The organism is Flavobacterium sp. JP2137, assembly GCF_050562195.1.
GTDB lineage: Bacteria > Bacteroidota > Bacteroidia > Flavobacteriales > Flavobacteriaceae > Flavobacterium.
This window is the reverse complement of the sequence record NZ_CP191647.1, coordinates 53492-68939: the sequence shown is the minus strand read 5'-3', so window position 1 is coordinate 68939 and position 15448 is coordinate 53492. Positions and strand designations below refer to the sequence as shown.

Genomic DNA, 15448 nt, shown 5'->3' with positions numbered 1-15448 from the left:
GGGTGATTTTCTCCATGAAAATCACCCTTTTTTTGTAGGTATAGGCCGTTTATTTTTTGATGAATTTTACGGTTTTGTAGTTGCCTACTTTGATAAAATAGATGCCCTGACTTAAATCGGAAACCAATATCGGGGCCTGGTTGTTTTGGTATACGCCGGATTGAACGCTTTTTCCCAAAACGTTAAAAATGGTGTAGGCCACTGCGCTTACCTCCTGATCTAAAGCGAGGTGTAATACATCGGTAGTTGGGTTGGGGTACAAGGCAATAGTCCCTGGTGCTTTTTTGTCAATTCCCAAATTGGCATTCTTAAATTGAAAAACCCTACCGCTATTTGGGTACGAATCCAATCTTCCCAATTCAGAACTAGACAGCGCTCCTGTAGGCGATTCGCTAGTGCCCTGTAACGAGTACACTTCGATCAATTCGCTTTCTTCTTGGTCAAATTCATTGGTTACCAATATGGTTTTGGCTAACATAACCGCGAAATTCGGCGTTTTAACCTCATTGCTCGAATAGTCGTTAAAGAATAAATCGAAATCGGTAATGGTATTGGCACCGTAGCGAAATTCGATTTGCTCAGTAGCTTCGTAAAACCACATTTGAAAGTTGATGCGCATGGTTTTGGTGTCATTCTCAAAGTACTCATTCCCGTTGACCGCATTGGCTACATCGATTTTTAGGATGCGATTGCCCGCAACACCATCGACTTGGTACTTTAATGGCGACTCCGAAGGAGTGGCCGGTCCGCCCGGATTAAAAATATAGCCCGCGTCTAAGAGCTCCGCACTCTGAGCAAATAACTGGTACTGGATTTTATCGGTATTTTTTGAATCGGCATACAGTATACCGTTACTGATGCTTAGGTTTTTGATTTCGTCTCCGAAAACCTTTACGGCAAAGGGAAGGGGAATGTCGTAACTGTGGTAAAACCAACTGTTCGCATTTAGGGTAATCCCCGCCGTTAGCGCACTGTATTCTTGATCAAAATGATTTAGGCTATAAGTCTGTGCCTGAGTTGCTAATGCACTGCTAAGCGCAAGAGAAAAAGTAAGTAGAAGTTTTTTCATGTAAAATTTAATTATCTACTCAAAAGTAAGTCGTTTTTTTTATACCGTTTTTTTCATCCTTTTGAGATACTGTATTTTTACGACTCAAATAGAAAAGTATTATCCGAGATATGCCGACCAAGCGTTTTCTAAAAGGTGTATTTTTATTAAAACTTTGACTTTTTGATAAAAATCACGACTTGCGACATGAAAGGTTTTTTTTCTCAAAGTATGGTTTAAATTTGCGGGTCTTATATTATTTATAAAACCAATAGAATGAAAAAGATGAAATTTTTTGCAATGGCCGTATTGGCTGTTGCTTTGGCTGCTTGTAGCAGTGACGACAGTAACGCACCAATCATTGTCGAACCGCCAGTTGTTGTTGAGCCACCAGTTGTGGTTGATCCGCCCGTAGATCCACCGGTTGAAGTAGATGCTATTGTAGGATCTTGGCAGTTGGAAAGCATGTTTTTTGACGAATCCAACTTGCCTTTAACGGCTTGTGAACGACAAATGATTGTGATTTTTGACCAAAACAACACCTTGGACGAACAAGCTTTTGACGACACTACCGGAACCTGTATCTTGGTAACCGACGATAGAAAGGGAACTTGGGAAAAGGGAGTTGAAGCGACAGACTACAAAATTAAGGCAAACTCGGAAAGTGCCAATGCCTTTTACAACGATGCCGAATTTACTCAAGTGACTTTTGAAGAAAATACTATGACGACAGCCACAGTGATCACCGATCAGGGGCCACGTCCTTTTACGATGACTTTAAAATACGTTAAAGTGACTAAATAGTGATTGTATCTACACAAAAAGCGGGCTGCCTTAATTGCTAAGGCAGCCCGCTTTTTTATTGGCAGCAAAAGTTGTCAGCGGTTACTTCTTAATGAATTTTAAGGTTTGACTGCGGTTGTCCAACTTAAGTAGGTAAATACCGTTGGCTATCGATGACACATCGATGGTTTTGTGGTCCAAGCTACCGTGTTGTAATTTTTTTCCTGTAAGGTCGAAAATGGTATAGGTTTTCGAGGTGTTGAGGTCACCAACTATATGTAGTACGTCGGTTGTTGGATTGGGATAGATCGAGAAGGCTACCGATGCGCTTTCAGGGTTTTCAACACTGAGGGTAATGGGGGTAAATTGATACACCAAACCGCTTTTCGGATAATCGAGCATATAAGCCATTTGGTCGGTCTTTAAAATGGGAAAGCTACTGTTTCCTGTTAGTAGAGATGTTTTTTGTACAACATTGATGGGCAAGTCTTGTTCATTGATTTCAAAACTGGCCTCCAACATTCCAGCAACTAAAACACTTTGTTCTGAAAAAACTGAAAAATCGGTGATGCTGTTTGGACCGTAGTGAATCGAAACGGCATTGGAGGTTTCGTGAAACCAAATTTGAAAACTGACTGCCATATCCAAGCTTTCAAGTGTTTCAAGCTCATAATAGCTTCGCGCATTGCTCACTTGTATCTTAAAGATGCGATTGCCTACCGTGCCTTCAGACTGCCAGCCTATTTGGGTTTGTACCGCTGCTGTAGGGTCTAATGAGGCCATATCCACTAATTCTGGTGTTGCATAAACACCGGAAAAATAGGTTCGGCCATCTTTGACAAAACGGGTCATAATACTCGATCCGCTAAAATACAGCTCTTGGATTTTTTGGTCAAATAAGTAAAAATCAAACGGGAGGGGCATTTTTAAATCTTCTTCGTCGATCTCTTCGGCAAGCCAATTGTCAAATACGAGAATTTCGGGTTGTGTTAATGGAGTATAAGTCTCTTGGCGCACTTCAAAATTGTGGTACGGCTGGGCGTGCATCCATTGAATGCTAAAGAGAAAAAGCGCAACGAATAAGTAATTTGTCTTCATAGTTTATGGTTTGTGTTAATGAGGAGGTGAAAATAGGTGTTTTTTTATTTCTTTTTATATTTTTTTAATTATAATTAACATGGGGTTTGGTAATTGATGTAGCCTGTTAGTGTAAATATTTGTTAAAGAGTTAAAATTTAATGGCCTTCTTTCAGGGTATTAATGCCTCGGACAAAATAGAAATCCCGCTTTTCAGTCAACTGTTTTTTAAAAATCGGAGTTTCGTTTATTTCAAACGCTAGCGGATTACTTTTCTTCAGGGGCATCGCGGTCTAGAAATGAGCGTGGCAAATAATTTCTTTTTTCGCGATTAGGACTTGATCAATCGCCGAGCAAGTCTTATATTTGTATAGAATCATATTTTAAAAAATAAAGCATGTTGCGAATTGAAGATGTTGCGTTTGCTTATGACGAAAAGCGTGTACTGAACCAGATTAATTTACAAATTGAATCCGGCAGTCATATAGCCCTATTAGGGGAAAGTGGCTGTGGTAAGAGTACTTTATTACAGTTGATTTACGGTTTGTTCGACACCGATGAGGGGAAGATTTATTGGAAAGACAGCGAAGTATTGGGACCAAAGTTTCACTTGGTACCCGGTATGGAGCAAATGAAATACCTGGCGCAGGACTTTGACCTGATGCCGCATATCACCGTAGCGGAAAACGTGGGTAAATACCTTTCCAACGTCAACATGACCGAAAAAAATATCCGTATAAACGAGCTGTTAGAATTGGTAGAGATGACGGAATTCGCCGGAGTAAAAGCCAAATATTTAAGTGGTGGACAACAGCAAAGGGTGGCTTTGGCTCGCGTATTGGCTGTAGAGCCCGAATTGCTCCTCTTGGACGAACCCTTTAGTCATATCGATAACTTTCGAAGAAGCGCCTTGCGCAGAAATCTCTTTGCCTATCTCAAATCTAAAAACATCAGCTGTATCGTAGCCACACACGACAGTATTGATGCCTTGGGATTTGCCGATCAAACCCTGATTATGAAAGGCGGTGAAATCGTGGCTCAGGGCGACTCTAAAAGCTTGTACGAATTTCCACAGAGCAAGTATATCGCTTCCTTGTTTGGAGAGGTAAACGAATTGTATGTGTCGGATTTTAATGCCGAAATAGAAAGCGACGACACCCTGTTGTTGTATCCGCATCAACTGATGGTTTCGCCTCGAGGTGTTTTGGACGTCGAGGTCAAAGAGTGTTTTTTTAAAGGGGACGGCTATTTGGTCAAAGCTGCTTTAAAGAATAAAGCCGTCTTTTTCGACCATCCCTTGCACTTGGATAAAGGGATGAAATTCAAATTGGCCCTAAAAAAATATCAATAAAAAAATCCGGAATTATCCGGATTTTTTATAAGCCTACTTGAGGTATTTTTCTAAAAACTGATCTTGCTCCCACAAGAGGTGTAAGATGTTTTCCTTGGCGACGTAGCTGTGACTCTCCTTGGGTAAGATGACCATTCTAACCGGTGCACCTAAACCTTTAAGCGCTTGAAAATAACGCTCGGTTTGCAAGGTAAATGTCCCTGGATTGTTGTCGGCCTCCCCGTGTACTAATAACATTGGTGTTTTCATCTTATTGGCAGTCATAAAAGGAGACATGGCGTTATAAACTTCGGGAACCTCCCAGTAGTTTCGCTGTTCACGCTGAAACCCAAAGGGGGTTAAAGTTCGGTTGTAGGCGCCACTTCGAGCGATACCAACGGCAAATAAATCGGAATGCGTGAGCAAGTTGGCCGTCATAAAGGCTCCGTACGAATGTCCGCCGACGCCCACTTTTTTGCGGTCGATATAACCCAGGCGATCAACGGCATCAATGGCTGCTTTTCCATTGGCAACAAGCTGTTTGATATAGGTGTCATTGGGCTCTTCTGTTCCCTCGCCTATGATCGGAAAGGCCGCGTGATCCAATACGGCATAGCCCTTGGTTACCCAATACACAAACGATCCGTAATACGGGAAGGTGAATTCATTGGAGTTGGAACTGCTTTGACCCGCACTGTTTTTGTCTTTGTATTCCGTGGGGTATGCCCAAATTAACAGCGGGAGTTTTTCCGATTTTGCCTTGCGGTCGTAATTTTCGGGTAGGTATAAAGTACCGGAAAGCGCTACACCGTCTTCACGCGTGTATTTAATCACCTCTTTATAGACGTTTTTAATGCTTTCAAAGGGGTTTTTAAAGTGCGTAATCGGCGTTAAATCGTTCTTTTTATAGATGTTGCGAAAGTAATAGTTGGGATAGTCGCTGCTGGATTCCAAAGCGACCAAAACCTTGCCCTTCTTAAAGTCTTCAATCGAATAGATCGTCTCTTTCTCGTCTTTTAAAACGGAGGTATAAAGCCTTTTGGTCTTTAGCGTCTTGAGGTCGAGCTCGTCTATAAAAGGGTTTTGTCCCTTATTGGTATGTCCCTCACCGATGAGATAGAGCTGATTTTTTTCAATGGCCAATACATAGCGGTCAAAATCGTTCTTCACCGTTTCAAAATTGCCGGGATCGGCATACAAATCTTGAGAATTTCGATCAAAAACAATTTTTAAGTTGTTTTCGGATTTCGAAGGATCCAACAGATAGGTTTTCAGGTTCCGCGTATCGTACCAGTGATCGTATAAAATGGCGGTGTTTTGATTTCCCCAAATAATGCGGTTGTAGCGCTGCGGAATTTTGACCATCGAAGCTGCTTCTCGATCAAAAGGCGCCTGCCACGAGAAGATTTCATCTCTAAAAGCAACGGTTTCGGCGGGGTCACCATGGTCTAGTGCCACTACGTAATACAGGGTAGCAGGCTGATCGGCTCTCCAGGCCATATTTCTTTTCCCTTCGCGAACAGCCATAAAGCCCTTGGGCATAATTTCGTTTAACGGGATTTGGTTTACGGTTTTTACCGCTGTACCGTCCGTGCGATAAACCACGGTTTTCATCGGAAAACGACTCAGCGGAACTATATACGAAAACGGTCGCTCCAAAGTGGTTATCAACAGGTAATTGCCGTCGGGAGAGAAGGATTCTCCCACGTACATATCCGGTGCTTTAAACAGCGTCTTTTTACCGTTGAGGTCGATGCGATATAGGGCAGAAGTGGTCAGATTCTCAAAATTGATCTCGTCGGTTTTGTTTTTGAGCAAATCCTGATAGGTTCTGTTCTGGGAGACCGTGCCTTCTTGCGCCGTTGAAATAATCGGTCCCAATGGAATATTGACCTTGGGGTCGATTAAAGCCGGTCGGTTTTCGGGTAGTGTACGCACGAGTAAAGACTGGCTGTCTTTAAACCACGAAATCGGATTTCCGACATTGGCATTCAACAAATCGGTTGAAATCCGGTTGGCCGTTGCTGTGGCTATATCCATAATCCAAAGCTCTACACCTTGTGTACCCGTGTGGGTAAAGGCGATTTTGCGCTCGTCTGGCGACCACGATAAATGAGTGATTCTCGGTTGGGCAGGTAGGCCTTTTACCGAAGTCTCCACCGCATCTTTTATCTTGCGGATTTTAAGGTTGCTGATATAGGTAACGGTACTGGAAATGTTGGTAACGGGATTGATGCGCAATCCGGCCAATTTCATCTCCTCTTCGTTTAGGTCTTCAAGGGTTTTGTAGGTACTGCGGTAGCTCAATAATAAATATTCCTTTTTAGAATCCATAGAAACCGTCGGGGCTCTTTCGAATTCCGTCAGGGCTAAGATTTCTTTGGAAGGCTTTTGATAGTTGATGTTTTCTTGTGCAAGCATAGCGGTTGATAGGAGTAAGCCCAATAACGATGCGTAAAATATCTTCATGTAGCGTTAGGTTAAATTGAACGAAAAAGGCAAGTTACTATAAAAAAATAGAGTATGCCATTTTTTGACAAACCTCTTTTTTAAAACCGGTGGATTTCACTCTTTTAAAAAGTGTATTTTTGTTTTCTCAAACAACTAAATGCAACAACTATGTACCAATCAAAAATAACCGGATTGGGCTATTACGTACCGGACAACGTAGTGACCAATGAGGACTTGTCAAAAATAATGGATACCAATGATGAATGGATCGTAGAACGCACCGGAATTCACGAGCGTAGACATATTGTCAAGGGGCAGGATACGACGACAACGATGGGGGTTAAAGCAGCCAAAATAGCAATCGAACGCGCGGGAATTGCCAAAGACGATATCGATTTTATCGTTTTTGCTACAATCAGTCCCGAGTACTATTTTCCTGGGCCGGGAGTGTTGGTTCAAAGGGATTTGGGATTGAAAACCATAGGAGCCTTAGACGTGCGAAATCAGTGTTCGGGTTTTATCTACGCCCTTTCGGTGGCCGATCAGTTTATAAAAACGGGTATGTATAAAAACATATTGGTCATCGGATCGGAAGTGCAATCACCGGGTTTGGATATGACCACAAGAGGGCGTTCGGTTTCCGTAATTTTTGGCGATGGTGCCGGTGCAGCCATATTAAGTCGCTCCGAAACGGCCAACAGCGGTATTTTATCCACGCATTTACACGCAGAAGGCGTGCATGCTGAAGAGTTGAGCGTAGTAGCTCCAGGCATGGGGAAGCGTTGGGTTACCGATATCATTAGAGATAACGACCCAGAAGACCTGTCGTACTTTCCCCACATGAACGGACAATTGGTGTTTAAAAATGCCGTAGTGCGCTTTAATGAAGTGATTCAAGAAGCACTAGAAGCAAATCAGTTAAGCGTTGAGGATATCGATATGCTGATTCCGCATCAAGCCAATTTGAGGATCTCGCAGTTTATTCAAAGCAAATTGCGCTTGTCGGACGACCGCGTTTTTAACAACATCCAAAAGTATGGAAATACCACCGCTGCTTCCATTCCCATTGCCCTGACGGAAGCTTGGGAAGCCGGCAAAATAAAACCGGGAGACCTGGTGGTTTTGGCCGCTTTTGGCAGTGGATTTACTTGGGCTAGCGCCCTGATACGTTGGTAGTTTAAAAAACGCCATACACCCCAGCAATTTTTATAATTAGTTAAAAATGCGGTTTAAAAGTTAATAAGTGGTAAGTTTTATTAAAAAAATCATTATTATGGCTATTTTGCTTTTGATAATGATTTTTTTTATGTAATTTATTCCTATAATAATTTAATTTTTAAAAAATGATGAGACAACAGCTTGCTGCGGTAATTAATACCACCATAGAAAAGTACGGTTTTCAGGATTCCATCGCTGTGGTGCCCGAGGATTTGGAAATCGTGGAAGAGGAAGAACTCGTTTTCTGGTCGACCTCCGCAAAGCCACATCCAGCCAAGGAACAGCAATTGATTGTAAACGATCGACTGAGCGCGCTTTTTGACCGCAGTTTTACAGACCGCAAAAGCGAAGAGACGGTCTTTTACCACCATCTAAAACTAGATCAGGCAGTCCAGGTGTTAAAAGATAGAGAAATAGCCTTTGAGAGCTTAGAGGCTTCAAAAGACAAAAAGGAGTATTTGGAGCTGTATGAACAGTTTCATCTCTTTTTGCCCTTGGGATACAGCGACGGTATATTGTTGGATCGCCGCAAACAGGTATACAGACTTCCATTACGGGACAATCAAGGGTTAAAGCCGCTGTTTAACACCGCCGATCAACAAAGTGATTTGCGAGTAGCACTGGGATTTAAGATACGCAATAAGCAAGAAAAATATGCGGGTATATGGGATTTTAGAGCCGTGTTGTACGGGGAGGTCAAAGCTTTTGAAATGGCTCGTGAAATCCAGCAGCATATCTTGGAGCAATTCGGAAAAAAGTTTATAGTATTGGGCTTTGATAAATATTCGCGATTCTATAAAAATGCCGCGTATAGCGAGGAACAAGAGCAGCGTTTGTGTTTGGATCTAACCCTGTTTTCGAATTCATTTGTAGAATTGATGGGGAGAAAATGGGAGGGCTGTACTTCGGATGTCGATAAGCGCGAATTGGAAACCGTGTTTATCCCCTTTGACAATGAATTGTTTGAACTCGAACTCTGCGAGCTGGCCTTTGCCCCAGAGGTTTCTCCGTCTCAAGTAGCGGAGGTTAAAAAATGGATTGCAAAGGGAATTCCAGTGGTTGCTTGATAAAAGTAGTTATATCGGTAACGGATAATCACATAATTTTATTTACATTCGAAAATTGATAACGCCATCGTTAGTTCTTTGCGCTAAAACAACTGGAGCAGGGTAAGAACTGTGGAAAAACAATTTTTGGGATGAAAATAATATGGACACTGTGGGCGTTGTTGGTTTTTACGGCCAACTATGCTCAGGATAAAGCCGCCGCAGATAAGTGGATAGGAGAGGGTATAAGCCTGCACGACAAGGGAGATTATGCAGGAGCGATAGATAAGTATAATAAAGCCTTGGAAGCCGACCGAGGAAACGTATTGGCAGGCATCGAAAAAGCAATGTCGCTCAATGCGGCAAAGCGGTATGAAGAAGCCATTGCGGTTTCTAAGGCTGTCCTTGAAGAGCATTCCGAAGGGAATTTTAAAACGCTTTATGTCACCTATGCCAATGCACTCGACCATTTGAATAGAACCGATGAGGCCCTGCTGATTTACGATCGGGGAATCGAGCGCTTTCCCGATTTCTATCAACTCTATTTCAATAAGGGGATTGCCTATTCCAACAGCAAACGCTATGACGAGGCGGTGCGCTGCTTTCAAAAGTCGTTTCTTCTAAATCCCAATCACGGCAGTTCGCTCAATGCCCTAGGGGTACTCGAAATGCAAACCAATCGGATTGCTTCTATATTAGCGTTTTCTCGATTTTTAATCGTTGAGCCCCAAACTTCCCGGTCGACAAAAAATCTTGAAAACATCCAAGCATCAATGATGAAAGGGGTGACTCAAACCGGCAAAAAAACGGTGAATATAAATATAGATGCCGGAGTATTGCGCGACTCCATCGACGACAAACCCAAGTTAGCGAACGACTTTTCATCCACAGATTTGATCCTGTCGATGGCGTCTGCTTTGGATTTTGATAAAAAGAATAGAAAGAGCAGCGAAGTCGAAAAATTCATCCGAAAGTTTGAGGTCATTTGCGAGTCTATGGAAGAGCTACAAGCAGGCAATTTGGGATTCTATTGGGAGGTACTCAGTCCGTATTTTATTGAAATGAAGAATAAGGAATTCATAGAAACCTTTGGCTATATCGCTTTTGCTAACCAAGAAGATGAGGATGTCGCTCAGTGGCACAAAAAGAACAAAGCCAAGGTCGCTGCCTTTTACGACTGGTCTAACCGCTATACTTGGCCGAAATAAAGTCGGTTAAGACATTCAACCTTCGATAATTTAAACCCGTTTTACCCGTTTTTTCCAATAAACGCTAGCTCAGCCTTGTCGCGAGTATGTTCGCGTATGCGCTGCTGATTTACTTTTTTTATGGAGGTAAAGATTTGCTTTTTTGAGATGATTTGGGCGAAATTGATTAGAAAACTTGAGAATCGGGTGGCGTTTTATAACAATCGAATCCACAACAAGATAATAGGGACATTACGGAAATATTGTCAGGGAATTGACTTTTGGATGCGCAAATTCGGTACGAGAAGAATTGTATAGGACAGAATAAATATATATCATATTTGATATATGTCAAATATGATATATATTTATATAGGAGTATAGGAAAATGGTTTCTGAGAAGAGTAGTACAGCATGGATTAAAATACTTGAAAAAGCGGGCTGGGTTTTGTATCGCACTAAAGGGAGTCACCGTGTTTTTAAACACCGTGATTTCGAAGGTCTAATCACTGTGCCTCATCCCAGGAAGGATGTACCCAAAGGATTGTTTTATGCAATACTCAAACAAGCCGGTATAACTTAATAAGCTATATCGGTAAAAAGGACTTAAATAAGATAGTAAAATGGCAATTGTAGTAAAAGTGGAAAGAGCAGATGACGGATTGTACTGGGGATACACCGATAACATTCCTGGAATAGTTACAGCTTCAGGAGCAACGTTGGAGGAGTTAAAGACCAACATGACCGAGGCTATTGAACTGACTTTCGACACGGCAGAGGAATTGAATAAGGACGTTTATAAAGAATTATCCGAAGGATATGTATTGGAATATGAATTGGAGCTGTCGACTTTGTTTGAAAAAATCGAATTTTTAAATAAAACGGCTATAGCCAAGCGCTTTAACATCAATCCGTCCTTATTCCGTAATTACACCAATAATAAAGAAATTTATATGTCAGAAGAACGTGCTAAGCGAATTGAAAAAGGTTTTCACGAACTGGGTAAGGAGCTTATGGCGATAAAGTTATTATAGCAACAGCGGATTCTAAAATCTGAATGCAACCTGAATTGCTTTTAACCGTTTTATTTTAAAAAAACGCAGTATATTTATCCTATACAATACATTTGATTATAAACGTGTTACTACCTAAATACTGCCGATTATGAGTGTGCCCTTGCAAAACATTGAAGAAACAATTCGCATAACTGAAACTAAAATACAGTTACACTTTGTTGTTGTCGAAGGTCGTGAGGGAGCGTTTTTTTGTATAGTTGCACCAACTCTAATGATTAGCGGATATGGAGATACTCACGAAGAAGCAACCGAATCGTTTCAACATAATTTCGCTGTTTTTATCGATGATGTCGCTGCGTTAACCGACCAAGAACGGGAAGCATGCTTTACGAATTTAGGATTTAAAAAAGATACTTTGCTCAATTTCTCCAAGGCGTATAGAGACGAAACCGAGGTTTTACAGGACTTTACTAGCACCACAGTCAAAACGGCCGAAGTTGAAATTATAAGCTAAGCGATTATGGGAATAATAGGCCAGTAAAAACCGCAGATTGGGTTGTTTTTCTCAAATCAAAAGGATGTGTTTAGCTGCGCGCGGCAGCGGAGTTATTGAAATTTAAAAGATAATCCGGAAGCATGACTTGTTATCCGTTGTATTTATTGAACATAAAACGGGTCCATTTTTTAATGTCGTGAGGGTATGCGAAAAGAGTATTGTCTTTTTTAATGAATGTTTTTCCAAAGAAAAACATTTGGAAATCTTTTTTAAAAGCAACAGGAGTGCTATCAACAGCTACAAAAACTTCTGTAGTTGATAAAACATTAAGGGTTAATATGTCTTGTTTAGTAACGAACATAGTATAAATGTATAAAATGTTGCTAAGAATTGGTTATGATTCATGTTAATTTATATGAACGAATTTTGTTGATTTCTAAAGCATTAAACTCTATAAGATTAAAAAGAACTCCTGATAATCCTAGAAATATTCTAAAATCATCCGACTCAGGAATATTAGTTTGCTTTTTTAATAATTCGATTGTTTCCGATTTTATAATTGTTTCTTTGCTCTCAATAAAAGTATCGATAACTCTTCCGTTATTTTCGTTATATAAATATAATCCAAATAGAATATCATATAATTCTTTATGATGACTAAAATCAATTAAAATTATGATTTGGTTTAATCTTTGTTGAAAAACTTTAAATTGTAAATTATAATTCTTTATTTTAGAATTTAAAAGACCGTAGCCTACTAACATTGAGTGGCTATACATAAATTGTAGATTGCTGTATTCAAGATCAATACTGTTTTCTTTGAAATCTGGATGATTTTCACTCATTAAATCTTTTAATGAAATCAATAGATTATTGGATGCGACATTTAGTGTTTTAATGGCATTAGAGACTTGTATTTCATTTCGTTTTCTCGCAATATTGATTTCAGCTTTCTCTCGAATTTTCTTTAAATAAATTTCAACAACAAATAATGTAATTAATAACGTCATATTACCACAGGCGATACTTCTGCAGTAGGAGCTTAGAGTCTCGGTTTCAGCTGTAATATCTATAGCTATACATAAAACAGTAAATAATATTAGGATTACTATTATAAGAGTAAAGTATTTCATAAGGTAGTAATTTGGTAGGCAAATGTATTTTAATTTTCCATGTCACAATAAAATCTCCTGACAAAAAGCAACTTTAGCTGATAAAGTTCTTGAGTTATGAACGATATAGTAATACGGTTTTTAAAAGCGCTACCCAAAAAGCGCGAAGATCAGTTTGATGAAGCTTTTGTGTTGCTCCGAAAATCAGCAGGAATCAATTCCAATCTATTAAGGAATTACAACCTGATCGGAGCCACCGAAGGCAATGTTGTCAACCTGCTATACGATTTAAAGAAAATCTATGGTATCAGTGAGGCATCCCGGGGCCTGGTTAGGATAAAAAAAAAGCCCTTACAAAGTAAGGGCTTGATAATAAAGTAAGTGTAAAAAAACTCAGTGACCTCGACTGGATTCAAACCAGTAACCTCTTGAGCCGTAATCAAGTGCGCTATTCAGTTGCGCCACGAGGCCTTGTTGCTTATTGCGAGTGCAAATATAGAAACAAAATCGTCAACTACAAACTCTAGGGCAAGTTTTTTTATTTTTTTTCTAGCAAAATCGCTTGCTGAGGTCATAAGTTTGCTGTAATCAAGGAGTTGTGTAGCTGTAAAAAAACGATATTTTTTTACTTTTTTTCTCTGTCAATTTAAGGCGGGTGTTTTTAAAGCTGTATTTTTGCTCTATTGAATTTAAAACCCACTATGAAACCTTTAGAATACTTTAAATTTTGGTTGAAATCGTCCAACGAACACGGGATACATTCGCCCTTTGTCTTCAATTGGATTACTCAGGGACTGTATGCTAAAAACCCCGTTTGGGATACGAATCCCCGGAGTGCGGGATTTGTTCAGCGCGTATTTGGGTATTTCAAGCCGCAAAAGGTCGCTTGGTTATCGGCAAAAGCGGTTCCAGACGACATCAGTTCGGTTTCTATATTCTTTCCTTCGGTGGAAACCATGCGGGAGTCTACTACCTCGGTGCAGATGATTTACGTCGATGAGAGCAGTGTGCTAACGGCCGCTCAGCTGGTGGAATCGGTGTTGATATTGGGTAATGATGCTTTTGTATTGGTCGATAAGCGCCGACTGACGCCGGCACTGGACAAACTGTGGCGGCAACTGGTTCAAAGTTCTAAAACCACGGTTACCATGGATTTTTATTACTACGGTTTGGCCTTTGTACGCAAAGAGCAATTGAAGCAGCATTTTTCAATACGGACTTAAGCGTGTAACAATTGACCGGCTAATACTACTAATAGTTAAAGTTTTTTTGTTTATTTGAGCAGTCGCTCGTAGGTAGTGCAACACGGCTTACCCTATTGGAGACAAAGAGGGCGGAAGGACTTGATTTTTATAACACAAAAAGTATCGCTTTATGAAACATCCCATAATCAACATTCAAGGCATCACTCGAAACTTTCCATTGGGAAGCGAAACGGTTTATGTGTTAAAAGGCATAGATTTGATGATTGAAAAAGGGGAGTACGTTGCTTTGATGGGGCCTTCGGGTTCGGGAAAGTCGACCTTGATGAATCTGTTGGGGTGTTTGGACACGCCTTCGTCGGGAACGTATTTTTTAAACGACAAGGATGTCAGTAAGATGAATGACGATGAATTGGCAGAAATCCGAAATAAGGAAATTGGCTTTGTCTTTCAAACGTTCAATCTATTGCCGAGGATGACGGCCTTGGACAATGTGGCTTTGCCCATGGTGTATGCCGGATACGCCAAGCAGGATCGCAACCAGCGCGCGATAGAGGTGTTGAATCAGGTGGGCTTGGCAGACAGAATGGATCATCAGCCCAATCAGTTGTCGGGCGGACAAAGGCAACGGGTAGCAATAGCGCGTGCCTTGGTCAATAAGCCTTCGATTATCTTGGCCGATGAGCCTACGGGAAACTTGGACACCAAGACTTCGGTAGAAATCATGGGATTGTTTGACGAAATCCACTCCAACGGCAATACGGTTATCTTGGTAACACATGAGGAAGACATAGCAGAACACGCCCATCGAATCATTCGGTTGAGAGATGGGGTAGTGGAGAGTGACACAAAAATTAAATAAATAAAGCAAAGAAGCGATTTTATGAAGGTTTATACGAAAACAGGAGATAAGGGTACTACAGCCCTTTTTGGAGGAACACGGGTGCCTAAACACCACATCCGCATCGAGAGTTACGGCACGGTAGATGAATTGAATTCCTATATAGGGCTTATACGCGATCAAGAGATCAATGTGCTGTATCAGGAAGCGCTGATTGAAATTCAAGACCGTTTGTTTACCGTCGGAGCCATATTGGCAACGGATCCCGAGAAAGCCATTTTAAAAAATGGCAAGGAGCGGTTGAATATTCCCAAGATTACCGAAGGCGATATCGCTTTTTTAGAACGGGAAATCGATACGATGGAGTCCTTTCTTCCGCAGATGACCCATTTTGTGTTGCCGGGCGGACATACCACGGTGTCATTCTGTCATATCGCGCGCTGCGTTTGTCGTAGGGCAGAACGCCTGTCAGTACAATTAAACGACTCAGAACCGACAGATGAATTTGTTTTAAAGTATTTGAACCGACTTTCTGACTATCTCTTTGTACTGGCACGAAAATTGACTTTTGACTTGCACGCCAAGGAGGTAAAATGGATTCCTCGTCAAGACAAAGAATAGTTGAACACGGAGCTTTTATA

At 41.0% G+C, this 15448-nt stretch carries 17 protein-coding genes and 1 tRNA gene; 12 read left to right on the top strand and 6 right to left on the bottom strand.

From position 1 onward, the window contains the following. Positions 1-49: 49 nt before the first annotated feature. Positions 50-1069, bottom strand: coding sequence for a T9SS type A sorting domain-containing protein (locus ACQZ43_RS00325; protein ID WP_430613820.1), 1020 nt, complete (start codon positions 1067-1069; stop codon positions 50-52). A gap of 255 nt (positions 1070-1324) precedes the next feature. Between ACQZ43_RS00325 and ACQZ43_RS00320 the strand changes: the two genes are divergently transcribed. Beyond that, positions 1325-1852 carry a lipocalin family protein gene (locus ACQZ43_RS00320; protein WP_430613819.1) on the top strand — a complete coding sequence of 176 codons (528 nt, stop codon included), beginning with the start codon at positions 1325-1327 and terminating at the stop codon, positions 1850-1852. A gap of 81 nt (positions 1853-1933) precedes the next feature. On the opposite strand, the gene ACQZ43_RS00315 is transcribed toward ACQZ43_RS00320, so the two are convergent. Beyond that, positions 1934-2929: a T9SS type A sorting domain-containing protein gene (locus ACQZ43_RS00315; protein ID WP_430613818.1), complete on the bottom strand. Its 996-nt coding sequence runs from the start codon at positions 2927-2929 to the stop codon at positions 1934-1936. Between the two features lie 376 nt (positions 2930-3305). On the opposite strand from ACQZ43_RS00315, the gene ACQZ43_RS00310 reads away from it, so the two are divergent. Next, positions 3306-4259, top strand: coding sequence for an ABC transporter ATP-binding protein (locus ACQZ43_RS00310; RefSeq protein ID WP_430613817.1), 954 nt, complete (start codon positions 3306-3308; stop codon positions 4257-4259). A 33-nt stretch (positions 4260-4292) separates the two neighbouring features. Here ACQZ43_RS00310 and ACQZ43_RS00305 read toward each other — a convergent pair whose 3' ends face one another. Beyond that, the gene (locus ACQZ43_RS00305; protein ID WP_430613816.1) at positions 4293-6707 is read right to left on the bottom strand and encodes a prolyl oligopeptidase family serine peptidase; all 2415 of its coding nucleotides are present in this window, start codon (positions 6705-6707) and stop codon (positions 4293-4295) included. Between the two features lie 150 nt (positions 6708-6857). Here ACQZ43_RS00305 and ACQZ43_RS00300 point away from each other — a divergent pair, with 150 nt between their 5' ends. The 6 genes from ACQZ43_RS00300 to ACQZ43_RS00275 all read left to right on the top strand — a co-directional run bounded on the left by ACQZ43_RS00300 (position 6858) and on the right by ACQZ43_RS00275 (position 11670). Then, positions 6858-7865 carry a 3-oxoacyl-ACP synthase III family protein gene (locus ACQZ43_RS00300; RefSeq protein WP_430613815.1) on the top strand — a complete coding sequence of 336 codons (1008 nt, stop codon included), beginning with the start codon at positions 6858-6860 and terminating at the stop codon, positions 7863-7865. A gap of 167 nt (positions 7866-8032) precedes the next feature. Beyond that, positions 8033-8974: a hypothetical protein gene (locus ACQZ43_RS00295; RefSeq protein WP_430613814.1), complete on the top strand. Its 942-nt coding sequence runs from the start codon at positions 8033-8035 to the stop codon at positions 8972-8974. A 131-nt stretch (positions 8975-9105) separates the two neighbouring features. After that, on the top strand, positions 9106-10161 hold the full coding sequence (locus tag ACQZ43_RS00290; protein ID WP_430613813.1) for a tetratricopeptide repeat protein: 1056 nt from the start codon (positions 9106-9108) through the stop codon (positions 10159-10161). Positions 10162-10528: 367 nt separating this feature from the next. After that, on the top strand, positions 10529-10723 hold the full coding sequence (locus tag ACQZ43_RS00285) for a type II toxin-antitoxin system HicA family toxin (RefSeq protein ID WP_430613812.1): 195 nt from the start codon (positions 10529-10531) through the stop codon (positions 10721-10723). A gap of 40 nt (positions 10724-10763) precedes the next feature. Next, complete coding sequence (locus ACQZ43_RS00280; RefSeq protein ID WP_430613810.1) at positions 10764-11174, top strand: type II toxin-antitoxin system HicB family antitoxin; 411 nt, start codon at positions 10764-10766, stop codon at positions 11172-11174. Between the two features lie 130 nt (positions 11175-11304). Then, the gene (locus tag ACQZ43_RS00275; RefSeq protein ID WP_430613808.1) at positions 11305-11670 is read left to right on the top strand and encodes a hypothetical protein; all 366 of its coding nucleotides are present in this window, start codon (positions 11305-11307) and stop codon (positions 11668-11670) included. Between the two features lie 130 nt (positions 11671-11800). On the opposite strand, the gene ACQZ43_RS00270 is transcribed toward ACQZ43_RS00275, so the two are convergent. Continuing rightward, complete coding sequence (locus tag ACQZ43_RS00270) at positions 11801-12013, bottom strand: hypothetical protein (RefSeq protein WP_430613806.1); 213 nt, start codon at positions 12011-12013, stop codon at positions 11801-11803. 40 nt (positions 12014-12053) lie between these two features. Next, positions 12054-12785: a hypothetical protein gene (locus tag ACQZ43_RS00265; RefSeq protein WP_430613805.1), complete on the bottom strand. Its 732-nt coding sequence runs from the start codon at positions 12783-12785 to the stop codon at positions 12054-12056. A gap of 96 nt (positions 12786-12881) precedes the next feature. Here ACQZ43_RS00265 and ACQZ43_RS00260 point away from each other — a divergent pair, with 96 nt between their 5' ends. Further along, the gene (locus tag ACQZ43_RS00260; RefSeq protein WP_430613804.1) at positions 12882-13145 is read left to right on the top strand and encodes a hypothetical protein; all 264 of its coding nucleotides are present in this window, start codon (positions 12882-12884) and stop codon (positions 13143-13145) included. Positions 13146-13161: 16 nt separating this feature from the next. On the opposite strand, the gene ACQZ43_RS00255 is transcribed toward ACQZ43_RS00260, so the two are convergent. After that, a tRNA-Arg gene (locus ACQZ43_RS00255) sits at positions 13162-13235 on the bottom strand. A 230-nt stretch (positions 13236-13465) separates the two neighbouring features. Here ACQZ43_RS00255 and ACQZ43_RS00250 point away from each other — a divergent pair. From ACQZ43_RS00250 to ACQZ43_RS00240, 3 genes are all read left to right on the top strand, one after another. Continuing rightward, a complete protein-coding gene (locus ACQZ43_RS00250; protein ID WP_430613802.1) occupies positions 13466-13987 on the top strand; it encodes a hypothetical protein in 522 nt (173 codons plus the stop codon). 151 nt (positions 13988-14138) lie between these two features. Then, entirely contained in the window at positions 14139-14828 is a 690-nt protein-coding gene (locus tag ACQZ43_RS00245; protein ID WP_430613801.1) for an ABC transporter ATP-binding protein, read from the top strand. Positions 14829-14849: 21 nt separating this feature from the next. Then, a complete protein-coding gene (locus tag ACQZ43_RS00240) occupies positions 14850-15428 on the top strand; it encodes a cob(I)yrinic acid a,c-diamide adenosyltransferase (protein ID WP_430613799.1) in 579 nt (192 codons plus the stop codon). The last annotated feature ends 20 nt before the right edge of the window (positions 15429-15448 follow it).

What these genes read in the sequence shown, in the direction of transcription:
- ACQZ43_RS00270 (WP_430613806.1), bottom strand. Translation starts at nt 12,013, where the DNA reads ATGTTCGTTACTAAACAAGACATATTAACCCTTAATGTTTTATCAACT.
- ACQZ43_RS00305 (WP_430613816.1), bottom strand. Translation starts at nt 6,707, where the DNA reads ATGAAGATATTTTACGCATCGTTATTGGGCTTACTCCTATCAACCGCT.
- ACQZ43_RS00240 (WP_430613799.1), top strand. Translation starts at nt 14,850, where the DNA reads ATGAAGGTTTATACGAAAACAGGAGATAAGGGTACTACAGCCCTTTTT.
- ACQZ43_RS00290 (WP_430613813.1), top strand. Translation starts at nt 9,106, where the DNA reads ATGAAAATAATATGGACACTGTGGGCGTTGTTGGTTTTTACGGCCAAC.
- ACQZ43_RS00280 (WP_430613810.1), top strand. Translation starts at nt 10,764, where the DNA reads ATGGCAATTGTAGTAAAAGTGGAAAGAGCAGATGACGGATTGTACTGG.
- ACQZ43_RS00325 (WP_430613820.1), bottom strand. Translation starts at nt 1,069, where the DNA reads ATGAAAAAACTTCTACTTACTTTTTCTCTTGCGCTTAGCAGTGCATTA.
- ACQZ43_RS00250 (WP_430613802.1), top strand. Translation starts at nt 13,466, where the DNA reads ATGAAACCTTTAGAATACTTTAAATTTTGGTTGAAATCGTCCAACGAA.
- ACQZ43_RS00265 (WP_430613805.1), bottom strand. Translation starts at nt 12,785, where the DNA reads ATGAAATACTTTACTCTTATAATAGTAATCCTAATATTATTTACTGTT.
- ACQZ43_RS00260 (WP_430613804.1), top strand. Translation starts at nt 12,882, where the DNA reads ATGAACGATATAGTAATACGGTTTTTAAAAGCGCTACCCAAAAAGCGC.
- ACQZ43_RS00320 (WP_430613819.1), top strand. Translation starts at nt 1,325, where the DNA reads ATGAAAAAGATGAAATTTTTTGCAATGGCCGTATTGGCTGTTGCTTTG.
- ACQZ43_RS00295 (WP_430613814.1), top strand. Translation starts at nt 8,033, where the DNA reads ATGATGAGACAACAGCTTGCTGCGGTAATTAATACCACCATAGAAAAG.
- ACQZ43_RS00245 (WP_430613801.1), top strand. Translation starts at nt 14,139, where the DNA reads ATGAAACATCCCATAATCAACATTCAAGGCATCACTCGAAACTTTCCA.
- ACQZ43_RS00315 (WP_430613818.1), bottom strand. Translation starts at nt 2,929, where the DNA reads ATGAAGACAAATTACTTATTCGTTGCGCTTTTTCTCTTTAGCATTCAA.
- ACQZ43_RS00310 (WP_430613817.1), top strand. Translation starts at nt 3,306, where the DNA reads ATGTTGCGAATTGAAGATGTTGCGTTTGCTTATGACGAAAAGCGTGTA.
- ACQZ43_RS00300 (WP_430613815.1), top strand. Translation starts at nt 6,858, where the DNA reads ATGTACCAATCAAAAATAACCGGATTGGGCTATTACGTACCGGACAAC.
- ACQZ43_RS00275 (WP_430613808.1), top strand. Translation starts at nt 11,305, where the DNA reads ATGAGTGTGCCCTTGCAAAACATTGAAGAAACAATTCGCATAACTGAA.
- ACQZ43_RS00285 (WP_430613812.1), top strand. Translation starts at nt 10,529, where the DNA reads ATGGTTTCTGAGAAGAGTAGTACAGCATGGATTAAAATACTTGAAAAA.